The organism is Aquabacter albus (genome assembly GCF_040049275.1).
Lineage (GTDB): Bacteria > Pseudomonadota > Alphaproteobacteria > Rhizobiales > Xanthobacteraceae > Aquabacter.
Map to the genome: position 1 here is coordinate 377,611 of NZ_JBDZDT010000001.1, position 22,636 is coordinate 400,246.

Consider the following 22,636-nt stretch of genomic DNA (forward strand, 5'->3'; position numbering starts at 1 on the left):
TGGAACGGGCCGTGGACGGTGCCGTTCGTGATGTCGCGGAGCTTGAAGGAACCTGACCTGCCAATGCTCAGGGCAGGTTCTCGCGCAGGATGATCTCGGTTCTGGGCCGCGTCGTGCCTTCCAGGGGGGACAGCCCGGCGCGCAGGTTCGCGAAGATGGAGATGCAATCCATCAAGGCGCCCTGCGGGTTCTGGTTGATGACCGCGTCCATCGCCCCCTCGATCAGAAGCGCGCGCGTGTCCGGCGTCAAACCGTGGCCCACGAAGACCACGTCGTGCTGGCGCCCGGCCTCCTTGAGCGCCCGCGCGATGCCTTCCGGCCCGCCGCCAATATTGTAGATGCCCGCAAGGTCTGGATGCCGGGCCAGCAGCATCTTGGTCTGCCGGTAATTGCGCGCCTCCTCGTCCCGGCCTTCCCTTAGGCCCACCACCTCGATGGCGGGGAAAAGCTCCTCGAACAGATGCAGGAAGCCCATCTCGCGCTCCTCGTGGGCGCGATAGGCGAGGCTCCCGGCGATCATCGCCACTTTGGCCGGGCGCGCGCCGATGAAACGGGCGATGAGATAGCCCGCGGTGCGGCCGGCCGAGCGGTTGTCGAGGCCCACATAGGCGACGCGGCGGGTATTGGCGATGTCGGAGATCAGCGTGACCGCCGGCACGCCGCGATCCCACAGCCAGTCCACCGCCTCGCGCACGGTCGGATGCTCCAGCGCCATAAAGACCACGCCGTCCACGTCGCGCCCCACCCGCCGCAGCTCCTGCGCCAGCAGCTCCGGCCTGAAGCTTTCGATGTAATCGACACGCGCCCGCATGTTGAACGCGGCGAACTGGTTCGGCGAGCCGGCGATGATCTGCCCCAGCATGGTCAGGAACCGGTTGCTGCCGGCCGGCAGCAGGAAAGCGAGCCGCTGCGGCTTCAGGGCGGACGTGGGAACGGCCGGATCGAGGACATAGCCGAGGTCTCCCGCTGCCTTGACCACGCGCTGCACCGTGACGGCGCGCACCCCCGGCCGCTGGTTCAGGACACGGTCCACCGTCGCCGTAGAGACGCCGGCAAGGCGCGCCACATCGGCGATGGTCGCCATCTGCCGGCGCGGCGGCAGAGCGTCGGTGTCCTTGTCCCCGGGCGGCCCGAACATTCCCTCAGATCCCATCAAAAACCATCAGTATTTGAGTTTGACCGACCTCATCCGCGATTTCTATCCTTTCCTCAAGAAAGAACAGCTTTGTGGGAGGTAACGATGACTGGTCTGACGCGCCGCACCGTGCTGCGCACCCTTGCGGCCGCGCCCGCCGTCGCGCTGGTGGGCATGCCTTATGTGGCCCGCGCCGCCGAGTTCGAGCTGAAATACGGCAACAACCTGCCGCTCAGCCACCCGCTCAACGTGCGCGCCCAGGAAGCTGCCGACCGGGTCAAGGCCGAGACCAACGGCCGGGTCGAGATCAAGATCTTCCCGAACAACCAGCTCGGCGGCGACACCGACATGCTGAGCCAGGTGCGCAATGGCGGCATCACCTTCTTCACGCCGTCCGCCCTGGTGATCGCGACCCTGGTGCCGGTGGCCGCCATCAATGCGGTGGGCTTCGCCTTCACCGATTACGATCAGGTCTGGAAGGCCATGGACGGCAAGGTGGGCGCCCATGTGCGCGAGGCCATCTCCAAGGTGAACCTCTACGCCTTCGAGAAGATGTGGGACAACGGCTTCCGCCAGATGACCACCAGCGGCCGGCCCATCGAAACCGCGAAGGACATGGCAAATCTGAAGATCCGCGTGCCCGTGAGCCCGCTCTCCATCTCCATGTTCAAGGCGCTGGACGCCGCCCCCGCGAGCCTGCAGTTCAGCGAGGTCTACACCGCCCTGCAGACCAAGGTGGTGGACGCGCAGGAAAACCCGCTGCCCATCATCCAGGTGGCCAAGCTCTATGAGGTGCAGAAGAGCTGCGCGGTGAGCAACCACATCTGGGACGGCTTCTGGTTCATCGCCAATGGCCGCGCCTGGCGCGCTCTGCCGCCCGATCTCCAGAAGATCGTCGCCGATGCCATCAACGATGCCGGCGTGAAGCAGCGCGAGGACATCAAGGCGCTCAACGCCACGGTGCAGAAGGATCTGGAATCGAAGGGCCTCGCCTTCAACAAGACCAATCCCGAAAGCTTCCGCGCCAAGCTGCGCGAATCCGGTTTCTACAAGGAATGGCAGGAGCGCTTTGGCGCGGAGGCCTGGAGCCTTCTAGAAGGCACGGTCGGCAAGCTCGCCTGAGCCGCCCCACCTCGGAAGGACCAGCAGTGAAGGAACCCCTCATGGACGGCCATGCCGCAGCCATGCCCGCGCAGGCGCTCGCGCCTGCGACCGGTATCGCCCGCCTCGCCGACCGCGTCGACCGCGTCCTCGGCGGCACGGTGGAGATGATCGCTGCCTTGCTGGTCGTTGTGGAGATCTTCATCCTCGGGGCGGGCGTCACCGCGCGCTATGTCTTCCACGCGCCGCTGGTGTGGTCCGACGAGCTGGCCTCGATCCTGTTCCTGTGGCTCTCCATGCTCGGTTCCGTGGTGGCGCTGCGGCGGGGCGAGCACATGCGCATGACGGGCCTCGTCACCCGCGTGGGGCCGCAGGCGCGGGTGCTGCTGGAAGCGATGGCCATCACCGCCTCCATCGCCTTCCTCCTCCTGCTGCTGCCCCATGCCATGGAATATGCCGAGGAGGAGATCTACATCGTCACCCCGGCGCTGGAGATCGTGAACACCTGGCGCGCGGCGGCGATCCCGGTGGGCCTCTGCCTCATGCTGCTGGCGGCCACCTTCCGCCTGCTGCGTTTCGGCGCGCTGAAGCCGGTGCTGCTCGCGCTCGCCATCACCGGGCTCCTCGTGCTGCTGTTCTGGCTCGCCGGCCCGGTCCTGAAGCCGCTCGGCAAGGCGAACCTCGTCATCTTCTTCGTCGGCCTCGTGGCCGTGAACGTGTTCGGCGGCGTGCCCATCGCCTTCTCCTTCGCGCTCGCCACCTTCGGCTATCTCTCGCTCACCACCTCCACCCCCATGCTCGTCATGGTCGGCCGGCTCGACGAGGGCATGAGCCATCTCATCCTGCTTGCCGTGCCGCTGTTCATCTTCCTCGGCGCGCTCATCGAGATGACCGGCATGGCGCGCGCCATGATCCAGTTCCTCGCGAGCCTGCTCGGCCATGTGCGCGGCGGGCTGTCCTATGTGCTGATCGGAGCCATGTATCTCGTCTCCGGCATTTCCGGCTCGAAGATCGCCGACATGGCGGCCATCGCTCCGGTGCTGTTTCCCGAAATGCAAAAGCGCGGCGCCAAGCCCGGCGACCTTGTCGCCCTGCTCTCGGCCACCGGCGCGCAGACCGAGACCATCCCGCCCTCCATCGTGCTGATCACCATAGGCTCGGTCACCGGGGTCTCCATCGCCGCGCTGTTCACCGGCGGCATGCTGCCGGCGGTGGTGCTCGGCATCGCGCTCTGCTTCGTGGTCTGGTGGCGTTATCGCGGCGAGGATTTGAGCCAAGTGGCGCGGGTGTCGAAGCGTGAGATCGCCAAACTGGCGGTGATCGCGCTGCCGGCCATCGCGCTGCCCTTCGTCATCCGCGCCGCGGTGGTGGAGGGCATCGCCACCGCCACCGAGGTCTCCACCATCGGCATCGCCTATTCCATCGCCGCGGGCCTGCTGCTCTACCGGCAGTTCGACTGGCGCCGGCTGCCGCGCATGCTGGTCGACACCGCCTCGCTCACCGGCGCCATCATCTTCATCGTCGGCTGCGCCACGGCCATGGCCTGGGGGCTGACCCAGTCCGGCTTCTCGCAGGATCTCGCCCAGATCATGGCGAACGTTCCCGGCGGCACCTGGGGCTTCCTCGCCATCTCCATCGTCGCCTTCGTCATCCTCGGCAGCGTGCTGGAGGGCATCCCGGCCATCGTGCTGTTCGGCCCGCTCCTGTTCCCCATCGCCAAGCAGGTGGGCGTGCACGAGGTGCACTATTCCATGGTGGTGATCTTCGCCATGGGCATCGGGCTTTTCTCACCGCCCTTCGGGGTCGGCTATTACGGCGCCTGCGCCATCAGCAAGATCAATCCGGACGAGGGCCTCAAATACATCTGGGGCTACGTGCTGGCGCTCCTCATCGGCCTCGTCGTCGTCGCCGCCGTGCCGTGGATCTCCATCGGCTTCCTGAAAATCTGACACCCGATATTGCGTAGAAGAGGCATCCCAACATGAGCCGTTTCTTTGGCCAGATCCGACAGGCCGGCTATGTCGTCCCCGACATCGAGGCGGCGATGGACTATTGGAGCCGCGTCCTCGGGGTCGGGCCGTTCTTCTACAATCCGAAGGTGCCCATCAAGAACTACCGCTACAAGGGCGAGGCTTACGAGCCGCACAATTCGGTGGCGCTGGCCAATTCCGGACCGCTCCAGGTGGAGCTGATCCAGTGCCGCAACGACGTGCCGTCCATGTATCGCGATTTCACGCAGGCCGGCCATACCGGCCTCCAGCACGTGGCCTATTGGACCGACACCTATGACGACGATCTCGAACGCCTGACCGCCCAGGGCTTCAAGTCGGTGATGAGCGGGGAAGTGGGCGAGCGCGGGCGCTTCGTCTATTTCGACACCCATTATCACCCCGGCACGGTGATCGAGCTTTCCGAGGTGGCCGGCCCCAAGGGCGAGATGTTCCGCATGATCCGCGAGGCGTCCGAGACCTGGGACGGCCGCGACCCGGTGCGCCCCTTCCCCGATCTCAGCACGCTCTGAGACGGCCATGTCCGGCGAGCGCTTCGAGGCGACCTACCTCATCGAGACCCCGCTCGATCCCGCAAAGGTCGCGGAGGTGATGGCGGGCGAGCAGTCCTGCGGCACCTTTACCCGCGTCCATGGCGAGACCGACGACCTGCGCGCCCGGGCGCGCGCCGTCGTCACGCGCGTGGAGGAATTGGAGGCCGCCGCGGCGCCGAGCCTGCCCAATGCCTGGCTCGCGCGGAAGGGCGCCGCGGGCCCCTGGCGGCGGGCAAAAGTGGCGATCTCGTTCCCCGTGGACAATGTGGGCGCGAACCTCGCGACCCTCGCCGCCACCGTCGCCGGCAACCTCTACGATCTCGGCGAGGTCACGGGCCTCAGGCTCGACACCATCACCCTGCCCTGGTCGTTCCGGCAGCGCTTTCCCCTGCCCGCCCAAGGCATCTCAGGCACGCGGCGCCTCACCGGCGTCGCCAATGGCCCCATGGTCGGCTCCATCATCAAGCCTAATGTGGGCCTGAGCGCGCAGGAGACCGCAGCGCTCGTGACCAGCCTGTGCGAAGCCGGGCTCGATTTCATCAAGGACGACGAGATTTCCGCCGATCCGGTCCATGCCCCACTGGCGGAGCGCATCCCGGCGGTCATGGCGGCCATCCGCCGCCACCAGGACCGCACCGGCAAGGCGGTGATGATGGCCTTCAACATCACCGACGAGACCGATGCCATGCGCCGCCACGCCGACCTCGTGGCGCGCGAGGGCGGCACGTGCGTGATGGCGAGCCTGAACTGGTGCGGCTTCTCGGCCATCGAGACCCTGCGCCGCTCCACCGACCTTGCGTTGCACGGCCACCGCAACGGCTATGGCGCATTCTCGCGCCATCCGCTGCTCGGCATCTCCTTCCAGGCCTATCAGGTGCTCTGGCGGCTCGCCGGCGTGGATCACATGCATGTCCACGGCCTGCAGGGAAAATTCGCGCAGGACGACGAAGAGGTGGTGTCCTCCGCCCGCGACTGCGTGACCCCGCTGACCGACGGGGCCGACGACCGCGTGCTCCCCGCTTTCTCCTCCGGCCAATGGGCCGGCACGGCGCAGCCCACCTGGGACGCCATCGGGCATGCCGACCTGCTGTTCATGGCGGGCGGCGGCATCCTCGCCCATCCCGGCGGCCCGGCGGCGGGCGTCGCCAGCATCCGGCAGGCCTGGGGCGCAGTCGCGGCAGGCGAGCCGCTGGCGGAGGCCGCCGCCCGCTGGCCCGAGCTGCGCCAGGCGTTGGACTTCTTCGGCACACCCTCAGGATAAGCGAACCATGGCGCCCCCCGCTCTGAAGTATGGCTGGTACGGCGACGATTTCACCGGCGCGACCGACACGCTGGCGACGCTGGCCGAGCAGGGCCTGCGCGCCCTGCTCTTCCTGCGCATGCCGACCCTGGCGCAGTTGTCGGCGGCCCGCCCCCTCGATGCCCTCGGCATAGCAGGCGCGACCCGCGCCATGGCGCCCGAGGCCATGGCCGCCGAGTTGGAGGCCGCCGGCCGTTTCTTCGCCGGGCTCCGCGTCAACATCCTGCACTATAAATGCTGCTCGACCTTCGACAGCGCCCCCCATGTGGGCAGCATCGGCGCGGCGGTGCGGGCGCTGAAGCCGCATTTCCCCAACCCGCTCCTGCCGATCGTCGGCGGCCAGCCGAATCTGGGCCGCTACTGCCTCTTCGGCAATTTGTTCGCCGCAGCCGGAAGCGGCGGCACGGTCTACCGGATCGACCGCCACCCCACCATGAGCATTCATCCGGTGACGCCCATGGCGGAGGCCGATCTGAGGTGGCATCTGGCGGCGCAGGGGCTGAAGCGCGTCGCGCTGGTGGATTATCGCAGCTACGAGACCGGCACGGCGGACACGACCCTCGCCGATAGCCTCGCGTCGCAGCCGGATGCGGTCCTGTTCGACGTCTCCCGCGCCGCCGATATCGCGGCCATCGGCGATCTCGTCCGCGCGCAGGCGGGTGCCGGCCCCATGCTCGTCGTCGGCCCGAGTTCGGTCGCCCAGATGTTCGCAGGTTCACGGGGCGGCAAATCTGCCACTTCGGCTCTCGCCCCTTCAGACCGGCGCGAGGGGGCGACCCTCGCGCTGGTGGGCAGCCTCTCGCCGGTCACGCGCGCCCAGGTGGAGGCGGCGTCGGGCTATGCCAGGATCGCCATCGATCCGCGCCGCCTGCTCGACGACTGCACTTATGCGGCGACGCTGCAGCGGGAAGCGCTCCAGCATCTGGCCGAGGGGAATGTGATGCTGATCACCGACCGTCCCACCGGCGTGCTGGCGGAGACGGGACGTGTCGCCACCGCGACCGGCCTGCTGCTGCGCGCCATCATGACCGAGGCGCGCATTGCCCGGCTGGTGGTGGCGGGCGGGGACACCTCGACGCTCGCGGTGAAGTCCCTCGACATCTGGGGCCTGTCCTATCGCGCGCCCTTCGTCCCTGGCGCGCCCCTCTGCCGGGCGCACAGCGACGACCCGCGGCTCGACGGCCTCGACATCATCCTGAAAGGCGGCCAGATGGGCCCGCCGGACGTCTTCACGAAGGCGTCTGCGGCTCGGTCCGCACCGGCCGCCTGAAGCCCGGGGCGTCCCCGCCTCAGATGCCGAGCCATCGGAGGGACTTGCCCCTCACCACGTTGGATTCGATGGTTTCCAGGCTCACGGCGCGGGTCTCGGGCACGAAGAATATGGCAACCACCGTGGAGAGCACGCAGACCGCCATGAACAGGCCCATGGCGCCGGTCAGGCCGGCGCCTTCCACGAGGCTGAGGAAGGTCAGCGCGATCAGGCCGTTGAACAGCCAGCTTGTGGCGGAGGCGACGGCGATGCCCTGCTCGCGGATGGCGGTGGGGAACAGCTCCGACATCAGCACATAGGGCAGCGGCCCGAGGCTGAGCGCGAAGGAGACGATGTAGATGCACAGCCCCGCCAGCCCGAGCCACGGGTGATCGAGCAGCGTGGCGGCGACCGTGATCCCCAGCCCCAGCACCATGGCGACAGACCCTCCGATGAGGAGCGGGCGCCGGCCGGCGCGGTCCACGAGGTTCAGCGCAACAAGCGTGGCGAGAAAATTGGCGATGCCGAGGCCGAAGGTCGCCGCCAGCGCGGCCGAACCCGCGGAGAAGCCGAGCTCCTGGAAGATGGTCGGCGCGTAATAGAGGATGCCGTCGATGCCGCTCAGGTTCTGGAGCACGAACAGGGCGGCGCAGAGCACCAGCACGGCCACGGTGCTGCCCCGGCGGATGGCGCTCCAGTCGAAGCCGCGCGCCGATGAGGGACGCTCGGTGACGAGCGACAATTCCTGGAGCAGCCCCAGGTCCTTCGCCGCCCGGGCCGCCGCGTCGCTGTCGCCCTGGGCGAGGAGCCATCGCGGGCTTTCCGGCAGCAGGAAGATGCTGACCGTGCACAAAAGCACGATCGCAAGGCCGCTTCCCAGGATCAGCTCCCACCGCGCATCGGAGAAGGCGAACGCCACCCCATAGGCCAGCATGATGCCAGCGGTGACCGCGAGCTGGAAGATCGACACCACCGCCCCGCGATGGCGGGAGGGCGTCGCCTCGGCCGCATACATCGGCACCACCATGGAGGACAGGCCAACGGCGAGACCAACCAGAAGGCGCGCGCCGATGAGGGGCGTATAGGCCGGCACGAACAGCATGAGGGCAAAGCCTGGCGCAGCGACCGCAACAGCAATGAAAAGCGTCTTGCGCCGGCCCAGCCGCCCGGACAGGATTCCGGCAATAACGGCGCCGATAAAGCTTCCCGCCACAAGCGCGGTTACAAGCACCTCCGATTCAAAAGTGCTCATCGAGAGAGTGCGTATAACTTTGTCCAGAACGCCGGCGATGCTGGCTGTACTGAAACCAAAAAGTATTCCGAAGCTCGTTACCAGAATTACGACACGGTATACAGCGGACATATTGATAATCCCGTATCGCGTTCCATTGCTGGCAAGGCGAACGCAAAATCTTATTGCATAAGTTAAAGAGGAACTCTATACGGCCAAAGATAAAGTGTGCGGCTGGGTGCCTGCATCGACTGGGGGGCTAGCATGACGGTATCGGGCGCTTCCGCGCGTGATCAGGAATGGGCCAATCGCCTCGCGATCGAGGGGGGCACCCCGGTCAGGACGACGCCGCTGCCGTGGGAATTGCCCGGCGCAAACTGGATCGGCGAAGAAGAGCGTGAGCTCGTCGACCGGGTCGTGCGCGCCCGCAGCCCCTTCCGCTTCTACGGCCCCGATCCCCAGCACATGGTGGAGACGCTTGAGAAGGAATGGTGCGAGACCTTCGGTCATCGCCACGCCCTCGGCGTCTCGTCCGGCACCGCAGCTCTGTCCATCGCCATGTGGGCGCTGGGCGTCGGCCCCGGCGACGAGGTCTTCGTTCCCGGCTATCTCTGGGTCAGCTGCGTCTCGGCCGTGGTGCGCTCCGGCGCCATCCCGCGCCTTGTCGATATCGACGAGACCTTCTGCATCGACCCTGACGACCTGCGCCGCAAGATCGGCCCGCACAGCCGCGCGGTGCTGTGCGTGCACATGAGCGGCGCCCCGGGGCGGATCGCCGAGATCGCGGAAATCTGCCGGGAGAACGGCCTCGGCCTCATCGAGGATTGCGCCCAGGCCGCCGGCGCCAGCCAGAACGGCCGCGCAGTGGGCCGCTTCGGCGATATCGGCATCTTCAGCTTCCAGCTGAACAAGAATATCACCTCCGGCGACGGCGGCATGATCGTCTGCGAGGACGACGACATCTTCAAGCGCATCGTCGCGCTGCACGATCTCGGCTATGCCCGCAACGAGGCGGGGCGCCTCGACACCTCCGACGAGAATTGCCAGCTCTGGGGCATCGGCGCGCGCATGTCGGAACTGTCCGGCGCCATGGTGCTGGCGCAGATGCGCAAGCTCCCGCTGATCACCGGCGCCATGAACAGCGCCAAGTGGCGCATCCGCAACGCGCTGGCCGATATTCCCGGCCTCGGCTTCCGCACCATTCTCGATCCGTCGGGCGACACCAGCCCGTTCATGATCACCACCTTCGCGGACGAGGCCACCTGCAAGCGCTTCGTTGAGGCGGTGCGCGCCGAAGGCATCACCGGCCAGCCGGGCAGCCTCACCTGCATCACCATGCGGGAATGGGGCCTTCACTGGTATTCCAATATCCCGAGCCTCGTGCACAAGCGCTCCAACAGCCGGGACGGGATGCCCTGGACCCATCCGGCGAACGCCTTCGCGGAAGCCTACGACTACAGCTTCGGCGCGCTGCCGGCGTGCGACGACCTGCATACGCGCAGCGCGCTCCTCGCCGTCGCCTCGAGCCTGACCGATGCCGACGTGGACGACATCGTGACCGCATTCCGGAAAGTCGCTCGGGTCGTGCTCGCCTGAGATTGCCGCTCGGCAGGCTCGGACGGTGAATAGAGGGGGACGGGGCGATGATTTATCTGGTTGCAGCCATCGCCGGAATGGCGGGCTTCCTGTTCGGCTTCGACGAAGGCGTCATCGCCGGCGCCCTCGCCGCGCTGCGTCACCAGTTCGGCATCGATCCCGTCATGGAAGGGGTCGTCACCTCGGCGGTTCCCTTCGGCGCCCTGTTCGGATCGCTGGTGGCCGGACGGATCGCCGAATCCCTCGGCCGCCGCCGCTCGCTGCTGATCGCCGGCGGCCTGTTCGTCATCGGCGCCGTGCTCGCCTCGCTGGCAACGGGAGCCATCGTCCTGGCGCTCGCGCGGCTGGTGCTCGGCTTTGCTATCGGCATCGCGGCCATCGTCGCGCCTTTGTACATCTCCGAGAATGCGCCGGCCGAAAAGCGCGGCATGCTGGTTTCGGTCTATCAGCTCGCCATCACGCTGGGCATCCTCGGCGCCTATCTCGTCGGCTACATCTTCTCCGAATCCTGGCGCATCATGTTCGTGCTGGGTGCCATCCCGGGCCTCGCTCTGGCGGTCGGCATCTTCACCATGTCCGACACGCCGCGCTGGCTCGCCTCGAAGGGCTTGCTGGCCGAGGCCCGCGCGGCCATCGCCAAGGTCCGCGGCATCGCCCCCACCTCCCCCGAGGTGGAAAGCGAACTGGTGGCGATCCAGCGGGCCGCAGAAGGGCCCGTTGAAAAGGCCAGCTGGTCCGATCTCCTCGGCCCGACGGTCCGTCCCGCGCTGATCGTGGGCGTCGGCCTGTTCATCCTCCAGCAGCTCAGCGGCATCAATGCCGTGATCTATTTCGCACCGACGGTGTTCAAGGAATCCGGCTTCGATTCCCACTCGACGCAGCTTCTGGCGACTGCGGGCATCGGCGTCGTCAACGTGCTGATGACCTTCGTGGGCATGTCGCTCATCGACCGCATCGGCCGCCGGCCGCTTTTGTTCATCGGCTTCATCGGAACCGCCCTCAGCCTGGGCATGATCGCCATCGGCGCGGCCACGGACCTGCCCTGGCTCGACGTGGTCTCGATCATCAGCCTCGTCATCTATATCGGCGCCTTCGCGGCGAGCATCGGGCCGCTGCCCTGGGTGATGATGTCCGAGATCTTCCCGCTGAAGGTGCGGGCCCTGGGCATGAGCGTCGCCTCCGTCGCCAACTGGGGCATGAACTTCCTGGTGGTCTTCTCCTTCCCCACCCTCGTCACCTCGCTCGGCCTCAGCGGCGTGTTCGGCATCTACGCCGTGGCCTGCCTCATCGGCATCGCCTTCACGTGGTTCTACGCCCCCGAGACCAGCGGCGCCTCGCTCGAAGAGATCGAGGAGCACCTGAAGTCCGGAAAGCCCTTCCGGTCGCTCGGGAAAGGCAAGACCTCAGCCGTTCCGCCCGCCGGCCCCGCGCTGGCCGCGCGCAAGTCCTAAGGAGAGGCCCATGTCGCTGGCCGTTTCCGTTTCCGAGGCCCCAAGCTTGACCGAGGCCGCCGGACCGGCGGCGCGGCCGGACATCGATCCGCGCGCCGGCGCCGTGCTGCGCGCGCGGATCGCGAAGAGCCCGTACCGCGCCATGCTGGAGCCCATCACCGCCGAGGTGGAGCGGGTCGCCTTCGGCACCAACCAGATCCGCGCCGCCCTCGAGACGCTGGCGCGCACGCCTGCTCCGGCGCGGAGCTTCTGGCAGCGCCCGGGCGTAGAGGAGGCCGCGATCTCCGCCTTCCTCGAATATGTCGCGTTCGCCTCCCCCGCTTTCCTCACCTCCGTCGGTGAATGGCCGCTGGGGCAAGTCCGTGGCTGATACCGGCTCCTTCGATGTCTGCGTGGTGGGGACCGGCGCCGGCGGCGGCATCCTCGCTTACGAACTCGCCAAGGCGGGACTGAAGGTGGTTTCCCTGGAACAGGGGGGCCACATCGCGGCAGACCATTTCAAGACGGTGGATCCGCCCGGCTCCATCCGCGATTTCGGCCTGCGCGCCACGAGCACGTGGCCGAGCGACCCGCACGACAGCCTGTTCGTGCACAGCCTCTTCGCGGACGCCTCCACCGCCTCCGCGAACCGCCATCCCGACGGCTTCAAGCAGTATCAGGTCTATGCGGTCAACGGCCTGCAGAACCTGTGGAACGGGGTCAGCGTCCGCTTCTCGCCGAGCGATCTCGGCCCCTGGCCGCTCAGCTATGACGACCTCGCGCCGCACTATTCGGCGGTGGAGAAGCGCATCACCGTCTGCGGCACCTCGGAAAACATCCCGGACCTGCCGGACGGGGACTTCATCCCGCCGAAGCCCCTGCGGCCCGCGGACCAGATGATCGTGGACGCCGTGAAGGGGCTGGGCGAGCAGCGGGCCTTCGCCATCCCCAACCGCAAGGCGATCAATACCCGCGGCGGCATGGCGACGAGCTGCATCTCCACCGGCATCTGCACCTCCGGCTGCCCCGTCGGCTCGGTCTATAAATTCTCGGCGCGCCTCCTGCCGGAAATCGAAGGACTGCCGAACTACGAGCTGCGGACCAACGCCAAGGTGGCCAAGCTCATCCGCGCGCCCGGCCAGCAGAAGATCGAGGCCGTCGAATATATCGACACCGCGACTGGCGAGCACCATCTCCTCAAGGCCTCCATCGTGGTGCTTGCCACGGGCGCCGTGGAGACGCCCCGCATCCTGTTCAATTCCGCTACGGAAGAAGATCCCGCGGGCCTTGCCAACCGCCACGGCCAGGTGGGCCTGCGCCTGCAGGACAATCCCAAGTCCGTCCTCTCCACCTCGCTGTGGAAGCTGTGGGGCAAGCGGCGCAATTACGACATCGGCTATGGCGACCTGCTGATCCTGATGGCGCAGGAGCGGATGCCCAATGGCGAGAGCTTCCCCTTCATCGGGCATGCCATCCACGGCATTCCGGATGTGCCGCATTATCTTGCCGGCCTCGCGCCCTTCCCGCCCTTCGCGAAGCAGCAGCTCGCCCGGCTGATGTTCCACAGCTACGTGACGCTCGGCCTGTTCTGCGCGGGCGATCCCAACCCGAAGAACCGCGTGCGCCCCGGCACCAATCTCGACCGCTTCGGCGTGCCCCAGGTGGAGATCGACTTCACCATGTCGGCGAGCGCGCGCGAGATGATCGAGGCCATGGCCAAATGGGGCCGCCGCGTGCTGCGCAAAGCCTCCGCCACCTCCATCTACGAGACGTGGGACAATAGCGGCACCGGCATCCACTATGCCGGCACGACCGCCCTCTCGCGCGATCCCGCTTCGGGCGTGGTGGATGGCGACCTGCGCAGCCACGACATCGAGAACCTGTACATCTGCGACGGCGGCGTCATCCCCACTTTGCCCGACAAGCATCTCACGCTGACCATCATGGCCCTGTCGCACCGGCTGGGCCGGCACATCGTCGCGCGCGCCTCCCAAGGCCAACTCCAGGCAGCGTAATGCCCCGTTTGGACCCTTCTTCGAAAGCTGCCTTTCTCTCCTCGCTCCTCCTCACGGCCACGATCGGCGCTCTCGGCGCCGATCGTGCGCAGGCGCAGGACGCCAACCAGCTCACGGGGGATTGGGGCGGGTTGCGCACCCAGCTCGCGCAGAAGGGCTACCAGTTCCAGGCGGGCTATACCGAGGAAGCCGCGGGCAATACGAGCGGCGGGACGGGACAATATTTTAACGGTGCCGGCCAGCTCATGCTGGGCGCCACCCTCGATCTTGAGAAGATCCTGGCGATCCCCGGCGCGACGGTCCAGTTCACGGTGACCAACCGCAACGGCTCCAACCTCGTGGATGCGGCGGGGCTGAACACCCTGCAACTGGTCCAGGAGGTCTACGGGCGCGGCAATATCTGGCGGCTGGTGGATTTCTGGTACGAGCAGAAGTTCTTCGACGATGCGCTGTCCTGGAAGGGCGGCCGGATGACCCTCGGCGAGGATTTCGCCGGCTTCTCCTGCGACTTCCAGAACCTGACCTTCTGCGGCGCGACCCCGGGTAACCTCGTGGGCAATTACTGGTTCAACTGGCCGGTCAGCCAGTGGGGCACGCGCGTGCGCTTCGGCAAGCCGGACAGCTATTTCCAGATCGGCGCCTATCAGGTCGACCCGAGGAATGCCGAGAATAACGGCTTCTACATGGGCTTCTCGGACACCACCGGCGTGCTGATCCCGGCCGAGGTCGGCTGGAAGCCCACCTTGTGGGGCATGGCCGGGAGCTATACGGCCACCGTGTGGTACGACACGTCCTCGGCCGACGACGTCTATTACAACAGCTTCGGCGCGCCCCTGGGCCTGTTCGGCGGCTCGCCGATGCTGGTGCAGGGCCGCTACGGCTTCAGCGTCCACCTCCAGCAGCAGGTCTACCAGCCGGTGGCGGACGATCCGGTGCGCGGCCTCAGCGTGTTCCTCAACATCACCCAGACGGACACGAGAACCTCGCAGACCGACAATCAGGTGGCCGTCGGCTTCCAATATACCGGCCCGTTCAACGAGCGGCCCCGCGATGTCGTTGCCCTCGCCTTCGGCCGCACGCAGCTGAACGGCAATTATGTGGCGACCGAAGCCTTGCAGAACGCCGTGAATCCCGGCTCGGTCGTGGTGCAGAACACGTCCGAATATGTGATCGAGACCTATTACAATATCCACGTCTGCGCCGGCCTCGATGTGCGGCCGAACTTTCAGTACATCTTCAATCCAGGCGGCGTATCGAGCGCGGCCGATGTTGGGGTTATCGGCCTGAAGACCGTGGTCAATTTCTAGCGCATTTCATCCCCTGCCCCTTCTCCATCCGGGAAGGGGAGCATCGCAATATTCACCCCCTCATTGAGACGGCTGATTTTACCTCTCCCCGAGGGGAGAGGTCGACGCCGCAGGCGGCGGGTGAGGGGGCTCCGGCCGGTCAGGATTGGAGAGGGTGGTTCCCCCTCACCCCAACCCTCTCCCCCTCGGGGAGAGGGAGCATGGCGCACGGGCGGAGGGCCTGCCCGCCCTCACGAGGGCGGGCAGGCTGCCCCTGTGTCCACCCACGCCTGCACCAGCGCGCCGAACTGGGCATTGGTGCCGGGCGCGGGCTCGCGCCCCTCGCCGGGATCCCAACCCCACAGCACCAGCGAATCCGTGGTGACGTGCTTCACCAGCGCCGCCAGATCCCGGTTGCCGTTGCGGGCGGGGTCCTTCAGCTGCGCGCAGATCTGGCCGAGCGACTTGCCCTCCCAGGCCATGGAGGCGGGCGCGAGCGCCCAGTGCGGGTTGCCGGGCACCCGCGCCGGGTCGTAATTCTGCGCCCCGTGGCAGGTGGCGCACTGGAGGCCCGGCGCGCCGTGGCCGTCCGGCCCCCGCACCACCAGGGGCTGGTGCGGACGCCGGGCATCGGTCTGCCGCGGGCGGTCGCTCGCGGGGTGGCAGTTCATGCAGCGCGGATGCTCCAGCACCTTGCCGATCTCGCCGAACAAAGCGACGGAGCGCGCCTGCGGGTCGGAGATGCGGGAGAAGCTCGCCACATCCCGCAGCGGCGTGCCCGCCGTCTGCGACTGGGCGAAGGTGACCGCCGCGCTGCCGAGACCAACGGCCAGCGCGGCGGCGGTCGCAAGAAGCAGGGGCCGCATCACGACACGCTCCCGCCCACCATGGGCAATTGGCGCGGCCTAGGATGGCCGAGCCGCGCCAAAGCGTTCGCCACCGCCGGGCCGATGGGCGGCACGCCCGGCTCGCCGACGCCGGTGGGCTTCTCCGTGGAGGGGATGATCACCACCTCCACCTGCGGCATCTCGTTGATGCGCAGCGAGCGGTACGTGTCGAAATTGGTCTGCACCGGGCGGCCCCCGTCAAGGGTCACCTCGCCATAGAGCGCGTGGCCGAGACCGAAGCCGATGCCGCCTTCCATCTGGGCGCGGATGATGTCGGGATTGACCGCCACGCCGCAATCCACCGCGCACCAGACCTTGTGCACTCTCGGCTCATTGTCCGCCCCCATGGAAACCTCGGCGATCTGCGCGACGAACGAGCCGAAGCTCTCCGCCACCGCGACCCCGCGCGCCCGGCCGTCCACCGGCCCCGGCCCGTTCCATTTGGCAAGCGCGGCCACCGCTTTGAGCGCGCCGGCCGCGCGGGGCTCCTTGCCCATCATGGCCAGCCGCCCGGCGACAGGGTCCTGCCCCGCCGCCTGAAGCAGCTCGTCCACGAAGCATTCCACCGCATAGGCGGTGTGCGTGTGGCCCACGGAGCGCCACCACAAAGTGGGCACACCCACCTTGGCCACATGCACCTCGCAGTGGAAGTCGGAGACGTCGTAGGGCAGCTCGTTCGCCCCTTCCACCATGGTGGCGTCGATGCCGTCCTTCACCACCATCGCCTCGAACGGGGTGCCGAGGAAGAAGGACTGGCCGACGATGCTGCTGCTCCAGGCCGCGATCTTCCCGTTCTGGATGGCGCCGCGCATGCGGTGCACGAAAAGCGGGCGGTAATAGCCGCCGGTGAGGTCGTCCTCGCGGGTCCACACCACCTTCACCGGGCGGTTCGGACCGATGGCCTTGGCGGCCATGGCCATCTCGGCGGCCAGATGCTGGCTCACCTGCGCGCGCCGGCCGAACGAGCCGCCCGCCAGCATGGTTTCAAGCTTCACCTTCTCCAGCGGCAGGCCGAGGATGCCCGCGATGGTCTGGTGCTCGGTGGTCTGGAACTGGCTGCCGAAGCGGGCGAGCGCCTGCTGGCCGTCCCATTCCAGATAGCCGTCCAGCGGCTCCATGGGCGCGTGGGCGAGATAGGGGAAGACGAACTCCGCCTCCACCACCCGGTCGGCCTTGGCCAGTATGCCGGGCGCATCGCCATGAGTTCCGGCGACGGTGCCGGGAGTGCGGGCGAGCGCGCGATATTCGGCGATCAGCTCGCGGCTGCCCCGCTTCTCGGCGGCGCTCTCGTCCCAGGTCACCTTCAGCGCCTCGCGGCCCTTCAGGGCCGGCCACATGCCGTTGGCATAGATCGCGACGCCGGAGCCGATGGGCTTCACATCAACCACGCCCCTGACCTTGAGCGTCTCCGCCGCATCGAAGCTCGCCATCTTGGCGCCGAAGCGCGGCGGGCGGGCGACCACCACCGTCAGCATGTCCGGCTTGCGGATGTCGATGGTGAACTGGGCCTGGCCCTTCGACTTGGCGGCGCTGTCGAGACGCTTCACCGCCCCCTCCTTGCCGATCAGGCGAAAGGCGGAAGGGTCCTTCAGGGGGACGTTTTCAGGTGCGGGCAGCTTCGAGGCCGCCTCGGCGAACTGGCCGAAACGCCCCTTTTTGCCGGACGCATGGGAGATGACGCCCTTCTCCACGACGATTTCGCCGACCGGCACGTTCCACGCCTGCGCCGCCGCCTGAACCAGCATGGCCCGCGCCGTGGCGCCGGCCTTGCGCATCTGCTCGTAGGAATTGGCGATGGCGGTGGAGCCGCCGGTGCCCTGCACGCCGAAGGCGAGGTTGGCATAGAGCTTCACGTCGGCCGGTGCGTGCTCGGCGCGCATCTGCGCCCAGTCGGCATCCATCTCCTCGGCCACCAGAGTGGACAGCCCGGTGAAGGGGCCCTGGCCGAATTCGATGTGCTTCACCAGCACGGTCACGGTGTCGTCGGGCGCCACGCGCACGAAGGCGTTGGGTGCGAAGACCTCAGGCGCGCTGCCGCCCCGGAAGGCCGCGGCCGCCCCGGACTGCGCCCTGGCTGCCAGCGGCAGATGCAGGCCGATGATGAGCGCGCCGGCGCCCCGGAGCATCGCACGGCGGGAGAGAGTGGTGTCATGCGCGGTCATGGCTCAGCCCTCCAGCGTGTGCGCGGCGCTATGGATCGCGGCGCGGATGCGGGCATAGGTGGCGCATCGACAGATATTGCCGTTCATGGCGAGGTCGATGTCGCGGTCGCTGGGCTTGCGGTTCTCCTTCAGCAGGGCGACCGCGGTCATCACCTGGCCGGACTGACAGTAGCCGCATTGGGGCACATCCATGCTGATCCAGGCCGTCTGCACGGCCTCGGCTTCCTTGCCGGCGATGGCCTCGATGGTGGTGATCTCGCGGCCCTCCAGGGCCGAAACCGGCGTCACGCAGGAGCGCAGCGGCTGGCCGTCCACATGCACCGTGCAGGCGCCGCATTGCGCGACGCCGCAGCCGAACTTGGTGCCGGTGAGGCCGATATTGTCTCGGAGCGCCCACAGGAGGGGCGTGTCATCATCCACATCGACGCTGTGCGTCGTTCCATTGACTTTGAGTGTGTAGGCCATGGCTGCCTCGCGGGTGGCTTTGGAACAGCATTGGTGCCCGCGCGCGTTGAAGGAGGGTCGATCTTTTGTGCCTGATCTGACAAAACGGACTTAGGCAGGGAGACCCATTGCGCGGACGAAAAATGGACTCGTTAGAATGATTGAGTCTAGATAGGATAATCGCGCAAAGTCTGGAATTCGTCAAGATAGACAATGACCGATTGCAGCGACTGTTCCGTCGGGACATCCGACGACGCCAAAACCCGCATCGACCAGATCGCGGACGCCGCTCTGCGGCGCTTCTCCCGCTATGGCTTCAAGCGAAGCTCCATGGACGACATCGCCAAGGAAGCGGGGCTCGCCAAAGCGACGCTCTACCTGCACTTCAAGAGCAAGGACGACATCTTCCGGGCGATGATCCGCCGGTTCGGCGCGCGTGTCGAAACACGATGCCATGAGGTCATGGCGCAGAAGGCGCCCTTCCGCGAAAAGCTCACGGCGCTGATGGATGCCCATTTCGGCGCGGGCTACGCCGCCTTCGGTGCGGGGGAGCATCTTCCCGAATTGAAGGCGGTGATCACAGCCATCGCCTCGCGCGAGATCGAGGACCATGAGGGCGTCTTCGTCGCCCTCGCCTTGCGTCTCCTGAGGGAAGGCGATGCCGCTGGGGAAATCTCCCTCAAGCGGGTCGATCCGGAGCCTATCGTGTGGACGCTGATCCGGGCGGCCATCGGGGCGAAGATGGGCACGCCCCCCTCCCCGGAAATCTATGCCGAGCGGCTGCGTCAGGCGGTTGCTGTGGCAGCGGCGGCGGTGGACGTCGCGTAAGCTGGCGGGTCCGCTAGAGCCCCGTCATGCCCGGGCTTGTCCCGGGCATGACGGTAGTAAGGGCGTCAAACCTGCTTATGTCCGAATGCTGACCGCCCTAGCGGTCCAGTATTTCCACCACCAGTGGCTTCAGGCTGAAATTGTTGCAGGAGTTGAAGAGGATCGGGCAGTTGGAGATGGCGACGATCTGCGGCATCAGCGCCTGCATCACCATGTAGTCGCCGGGCTTGCCCTTGGGCGGGCGGATTTCCCACACGCCGTCCTGGTCATAGGCGACGGTCATGAAGATGTTGAAGCAGGCATCGATGTTGAAGTTCCAGCGGTCCATGCCGTAGCCGCGGATCGCCGTCTCCAGATTGCACTGGCAGTTGGGAGCGCCCTTCCCCTTCTCGCCATAGCGGGTGACGTTGAGGTGCTCGCTGCAATAGCCCCCGCCGCAATAATTCTCGCCGGTCAGGTCCTCCTCGATCTTCCACATCTCGCGGGTGCGGTTGCTGTAGAGGAGGTGCGGGGCGGTGAGCTTCCAGTTGAGGTTCACCGCGCGGCTGGAATGCATGGAGAGCAGCTCGCGCACATCGTCCCGATTGAAGGAGATCAGGTCGGCCACCTGCTCGCCGTCCGGCTGGGTGAGCTTCAGCCGCTGGCCCGCCTCGATCTCGAAGCTCATCTTCTCCGCCGGCGGCAGGACAACCGGCTCGCCGGGCTTCAGGACGGTCGTCGCGCGAGTGGTCGCGGGGGTCATGGGCGTTTCCTTTTTTTGGGCGCCGGGCGGGCGCCTATTCGGCTTCGGAATGGCGGCCGATATCGCGCCAGATCATCTCGCACAACCGGCGGAACTCGGGGAGGAGACGGACCTCGCGGAAGTCGCGCGGCCGGGGCAGGTCGATGCGGTACTCGCTCTTGATGCGGCCGGGCGGGCCCTCCATCACCACCACGCGGTCTGAGAGGCCCACGGCCTCCTCGATGTCGTGGGTGACGAAGACCACGGACTTGGCGTCCCGGCTCCAGATGCGCAGCAGCTCGCGGCCCATGATCATCTTGGTCATGGCATCGAGCGCACCGAACGGCTCGTCCATGAGATAGAGCTCCGGCCCGTAGGCCAGCAGCCGCCCCAGCGCCGCCCGCTGGCGCATGCCGCCGGAGAGCGCGCTGGGCTTGTAGTGCTCATAGCGCTCGAGGCCGAGAAGCTGGAGCAGCTCGGCGATGCGCGCCGGGCGCGCCGCAGGGGGCGTGCCGTTCAGCTCCAGCGCGACGCCGATATTCTGGCCGACGCTCGCCCAGGGCAGCAGCGTGTCGCGCTGGAACATGAAGCCGACGCCGGGGGGCGGCTCGCGCACCTCCTGGCCCGCGATGATGATGCGCCCCTCCGTGGCGGGAACGAGCCCGGAGATGAGCCGCAGCAAGGTGGACTTGCCGCAGCCGCTCGGCCCGACGATGGAGAGGAACTCCCCCTCGGCCAGGGAAAGGTCGACCTTGTCCAGCACCCGGGCGGCCTTGCCGTCCGGGCCGGTATAGACCTTCGAGGCGGCTTCCACCCGCACCCGCTCGCGCAACGGAGCCGATGCGGGGAGGTCAGCCGGCGGCCCGGCCGGCAGCCCCTCTATTGCGCCGTCGTGGGCCATCTCGCGTTTCATCCTCAGTTCGAGATGAGCTTGGCGTCGAAGGCCTCTTCCAGCGTCACCGGCTTCAGCGTGTCGTCGGTGGCGGTGACGATGTCGTTCAGGTTCTTGATGGATTCCGCGCTCACCACGCCGCCGTTCGGCATGCGGGACACGGCGCTCTTGGCGACTTCGGCTGCCAGCTCGGGCGAGAAGTTCGGGTACATCTTGGCGGTGATGTCGGCGGCGAGCTTGGGGTCCTTCTTCAGGTCGCCGATGGCCTTCACCACCGCCTGGGCGAAGTCCTTCGCCTCCTTGGGATGCGCCTTCACCCAGGAATCCAGCACGATGGCGCCGAACGAGGCGTAGGGCATCTGCCGATAGTCCACGACCACCTTGTAGGCGCCCGCCTTCTGCAGCATGGCGACCACGTCGGTGGTGATGAGGAGGCCGGCATCGAGCTGCCCGCTGTCGATGGCCGCCGTCATGGGCGCGCCGCCGCCGGTGCCGATGATCTCGAAGTCGCGCTCGGCGCTCATGCCGGCCTTGGCGATGGAATAGCGCAGCGTATTGTCGGTGAGGCTGCCGGGCGAGGTGATGCCGAGCTTCTTGCCCTTCATCTCCTTGTAGTCCTTGAAGGGGAAGTCCGCCTTGGCCACCAGCGCATAGGAATGGAACTCGTCGAGGCCCACCAGGATCTTCGCCGGCTGGCGGCGGGCCTTCAGGCGCACCACGTGGTCGGCGGCGCACAGGCACATGTCGATGCTGCCGCTCACCAGCGCCTGCACGGCCGGTCCGCCGCCCTTGAAGGCCACCATCTCCACCGCGAGGCCGACATCCTTGAAGTAGCCCTTCTCCTGCGCGGTGTAGATGGGCAGGAGCGCCTCGTTGAACGAGGCAGTGCCGGCGGTGATCTTGGTCTGCGCGACCGCCGCCGTGCCGAGCGCCGCGAGGGCGGCCGTGGCGAGGGCGAAGGTCTGGAGACTGGCTTTAAGCGACATCGGTCTCTCCTCTGGATAGGAAATCAGGGACGGATCATTTGGCAGGCGTCAGCCACCGCTCCAGCAGGTTGACGGCCTGGTTCATGAGGACGGCAATGACCATCAACGCGGTCAGGCCGGCGAAGACGCCGGTGGTGTCGAGGCGGCCGCTGGCATGCTCCACATACCAGCCGAGCCCACGATTGGCGCCGAGCAGCTCCCCCAGCACCGAGCCGATGAGCGCGAGCCCGACGCTGATGCGGGCCGCAGCGAACAGCCAGGGCAGCATGGAGGGGAGCTGAACCCAGCGGGCGATGAAGGCGGGCGAGGCGCGCATGGAGCGCATGAGGTCCACGAGGTCCTTGTCCACCTCCCGCAGGCCCTGCACGGTGTTGAGCAGGAAGATGAAGACCACGAAGGAGAAGGCCATCATGACCTTGGAGAGAAGGCCGATGCCGAACCACAGGATGAACAGGGGCGCGAGCGCGATGCGCGGCAGACTGTAGAGGCCCATGAGATAGGGATCGACCGCCTCGGCGAGGCGCGGATAGCGGGCGAGCAGGAGCCCGATGGCGAAGCCCACCACGAGGCCCAGGAACAGGCCGAGGACCGCCTGCCAGACCGTCGCGCTGGCGTGCCAGAAGAGGTCGCCGTTCAGCGTGATGCGCCACAGGCGCTCCGCCACCATGGTGGGCGAGGAGATCCAGAACGGATCGATCACCGTCTCGGACAGCACCTGCCAGGCGACGATCGACACGACGAACAAGGCAAGGCGATCCCCCCACACGCGCAGCTTCAGGCGCGGCAGGGAGCGGGGCTTGCTCTCAGCTTCGACGGTCATCTCTGCCGGCC

Annotated in this window: 20 protein-coding genes; 11 read left to right on the forward strand and 9 right to left on the reverse strand. The window is 67.2% G+C overall.

Annotated features, from left to right (window positions below; genetic code table 11):
* Positions 1 to 67: 67 nt before the first annotated feature.
* Positions 68 to 1,138: a LacI family DNA-binding transcriptional regulator gene (locus ABLE91_RS01480; protein WP_348927758.1), complete on the reverse strand. Its 1,071-nt coding sequence runs from the start codon at positions 1,136 to 1,138 to the stop codon at positions 68 to 70.
* A gap of 102 nt (positions 1,139 to 1,240) precedes the next feature.
* On the opposite strand from ABLE91_RS01480, the gene ABLE91_RS01485 reads away from it, so the two are divergent.
* From ABLE91_RS01485 to ABLE91_RS01505, 5 genes are read left to right on the forward strand one after another with little or no spacing between them, the layout of a single operon-like run.
* On the forward strand, positions 1,241 to 2,257 hold the full coding sequence (locus ABLE91_RS01485) for a TRAP transporter substrate-binding protein (protein ID WP_348927760.1): 1,017 nt from the start codon (positions 1,241 to 1,243) through the stop codon (positions 2,255 to 2,257).
* Between the two features lie 41 nt (positions 2,258 to 2,298).
* Positions 2,299 to 4,185: a TRAP transporter large permease gene (locus tag ABLE91_RS01490; protein WP_510181894.1), complete on the forward strand. Its 1,887-nt coding sequence runs from the start codon at positions 2,299 to 2,301 to the stop codon at positions 4,183 to 4,185.
* Between the two features lie 32 nt (positions 4,186 to 4,217).
* On the forward strand, positions 4,218 to 4,757 hold the full coding sequence (locus tag ABLE91_RS01495) for a VOC family protein (RefSeq protein ID WP_348927762.1): 540 nt from the start codon (positions 4,218 to 4,220) through the stop codon (positions 4,755 to 4,757).
* Between the two features lie 7 nt (positions 4,758 to 4,764).
* Positions 4,765 to 6,039 (forward strand): ribulose-bisphosphate carboxylase large subunit family protein, encoded by a 1,275-nt coding sequence (locus ABLE91_RS01500; RefSeq protein WP_348927763.1) that lies wholly within the window; start codon positions 4,765 to 4,767, stop codon positions 6,037 to 6,039.
* Between the two features lie 7 nt (positions 6,040 to 6,046).
* Positions 6,047 to 7,348 (forward strand): four-carbon acid sugar kinase family protein, encoded by a 1,302-nt coding sequence (locus ABLE91_RS01505; RefSeq protein ID WP_348927765.1) that lies wholly within the window; start codon positions 6,047 to 6,049, stop codon positions 7,346 to 7,348.
* A 19-nt stretch (positions 7,349 to 7,367) separates the two neighbouring features.
* On the opposite strand, the gene ABLE91_RS01510 is transcribed toward ABLE91_RS01505, so the two are convergent.
* The gene (locus tag ABLE91_RS01510; RefSeq protein WP_348927767.1) at positions 7,368 to 8,690 is read right to left on the reverse strand and encodes a sugar porter family MFS transporter; all 1,323 of its coding nucleotides are present in this window, start codon (positions 8,688 to 8,690) and stop codon (positions 7,368 to 7,370) included.
* Between the two features lie 132 nt (positions 8,691 to 8,822).
* On the opposite strand from ABLE91_RS01510, the gene ABLE91_RS01515 reads away from it, so the two are divergent.
* From ABLE91_RS01515 to ABLE91_RS01535, 5 genes are read left to right on the forward strand one after another with little or no spacing between them, the layout of a single operon-like run.
* A complete protein-coding gene (locus ABLE91_RS01515) occupies positions 8,823 to 10,154 on the forward strand; it encodes a DegT/DnrJ/EryC1/StrS family aminotransferase (protein ID WP_348927768.1) in 1,332 nt (443 codons plus the stop codon).
* Positions 10,155 to 10,201: 47 nt separating this feature from the next.
* Positions 10,202 to 11,605: a sugar porter family MFS transporter gene (locus tag ABLE91_RS01520; RefSeq protein WP_348927770.1), complete on the forward strand. Its 1,404-nt coding sequence runs from the start codon at positions 10,202 to 10,204 to the stop codon at positions 11,603 to 11,605.
* A 10-nt stretch (positions 11,606 to 11,615) separates the two neighbouring features.
* Entirely contained in the window at positions 11,616 to 11,975 is a 360-nt protein-coding gene (locus tag ABLE91_RS01525) for a hypothetical protein (RefSeq protein ID WP_348927771.1), read from the forward strand.
* Entirely contained in the window at positions 11,968 to 13,599 is a 1,632-nt protein-coding gene (locus ABLE91_RS01530; protein WP_348927773.1) for a GMC oxidoreductase, read from the forward strand. The genes ABLE91_RS01525 and ABLE91_RS01530 overlap by 8 nt, the downstream gene beginning before the upstream one ends.
* Positions 13,599 to 14,906, forward strand: a complete 1,308-nt coding sequence (locus tag ABLE91_RS01535) for a carbohydrate porin (protein WP_348927774.1) — start codon at positions 13,599 to 13,601, stop codon at positions 14,904 to 14,906. The genes ABLE91_RS01530 and ABLE91_RS01535 overlap by 1 nt, the downstream gene beginning before the upstream one ends.
* Positions 14,907 to 15,136: 230 nt before the next feature.
* On the opposite strand, the gene ABLE91_RS01540 is transcribed toward ABLE91_RS01535, so the two are convergent.
* From ABLE91_RS01540 to ABLE91_RS01550, 3 genes are read right to left on the reverse strand one after another with little or no spacing between them, the layout of a single operon-like run.
* Positions 15,137 to 15,751, reverse strand: a complete 615-nt coding sequence (locus ABLE91_RS01540) for an Isoquinoline 1-oxidoreductase subunit (RefSeq protein WP_348927776.1) — start codon at positions 15,749 to 15,751, stop codon at positions 15,137 to 15,139.
* Positions 15,751 to 17,934 (reverse strand): xanthine dehydrogenase family protein molybdopterin-binding subunit, encoded by a 2,184-nt coding sequence (locus tag ABLE91_RS01545; protein WP_348927777.1) that lies wholly within the window; start codon positions 17,932 to 17,934, stop codon positions 15,751 to 15,753. Before ABLE91_RS01545 ends, ABLE91_RS01540 begins: the two co-directional genes overlap by 1 nt.
* Before the next feature lie 3 nt (positions 17,935 to 17,937).
* On the reverse strand, positions 17,938 to 18,399 hold the full coding sequence (locus ABLE91_RS01550; protein WP_348927778.1) for a (2Fe-2S)-binding protein: 462 nt from the start codon (positions 18,397 to 18,399) through the stop codon (positions 17,938 to 17,940).
* Positions 18,400 to 18,591: 192 nt separating this feature from the next.
* Between ABLE91_RS01550 and ABLE91_RS01555 the strand changes: the two genes are divergently transcribed.
* Positions 18,592 to 19,206, forward strand: coding sequence for a TetR/AcrR family transcriptional regulator (locus tag ABLE91_RS01555; RefSeq protein ID WP_348927779.1), 615 nt, complete (start codon positions 18,592 to 18,594; stop codon positions 19,204 to 19,206).
* 97 nt (positions 19,207 to 19,303) lie between these two features.
* Here the strand turns inward: ABLE91_RS01555 and ABLE91_RS01560 are convergent, their stop codons facing one another.
* The 4 genes from ABLE91_RS01560 to ABLE91_RS01575 are packed head-to-tail and all read right to left on the reverse strand — an operon-like array spanning position 19,304 to position 22,625.
* Positions 19,304 to 19,948 carry a DUF1989 domain-containing protein gene (locus ABLE91_RS01560; RefSeq protein ID WP_348927781.1) on the reverse strand — a complete coding sequence of 215 codons (645 nt, stop codon included), beginning with the start codon at positions 19,946 to 19,948 and terminating at the stop codon, positions 19,304 to 19,306.
* A gap of 34 nt (positions 19,949 to 19,982) precedes the next feature.
* The gene (locus ABLE91_RS01565) at positions 19,983 to 20,840 is read right to left on the reverse strand and encodes an ABC transporter ATP-binding protein (RefSeq protein WP_348927782.1); all 858 of its coding nucleotides are present in this window, start codon (positions 20,838 to 20,840) and stop codon (positions 19,983 to 19,985) included.
* Positions 20,841 to 20,842: 2 nt separating this feature from the next.
* A complete protein-coding gene (locus ABLE91_RS01570) occupies positions 20,843 to 21,805 on the reverse strand; it encodes an ABC transporter substrate-binding protein (protein WP_348927784.1) in 963 nt (320 codons plus the stop codon).
* A gap of 34 nt (positions 21,806 to 21,839) precedes the next feature.
* On the reverse strand, positions 21,840 to 22,625 hold the full coding sequence (locus tag ABLE91_RS01575) for an ABC transporter permease (protein ID WP_348927786.1): 786 nt from the start codon (positions 22,623 to 22,625) through the stop codon (positions 21,840 to 21,842).
* Positions 22,626 to 22,636 lie beyond the last annotated feature (11 nt).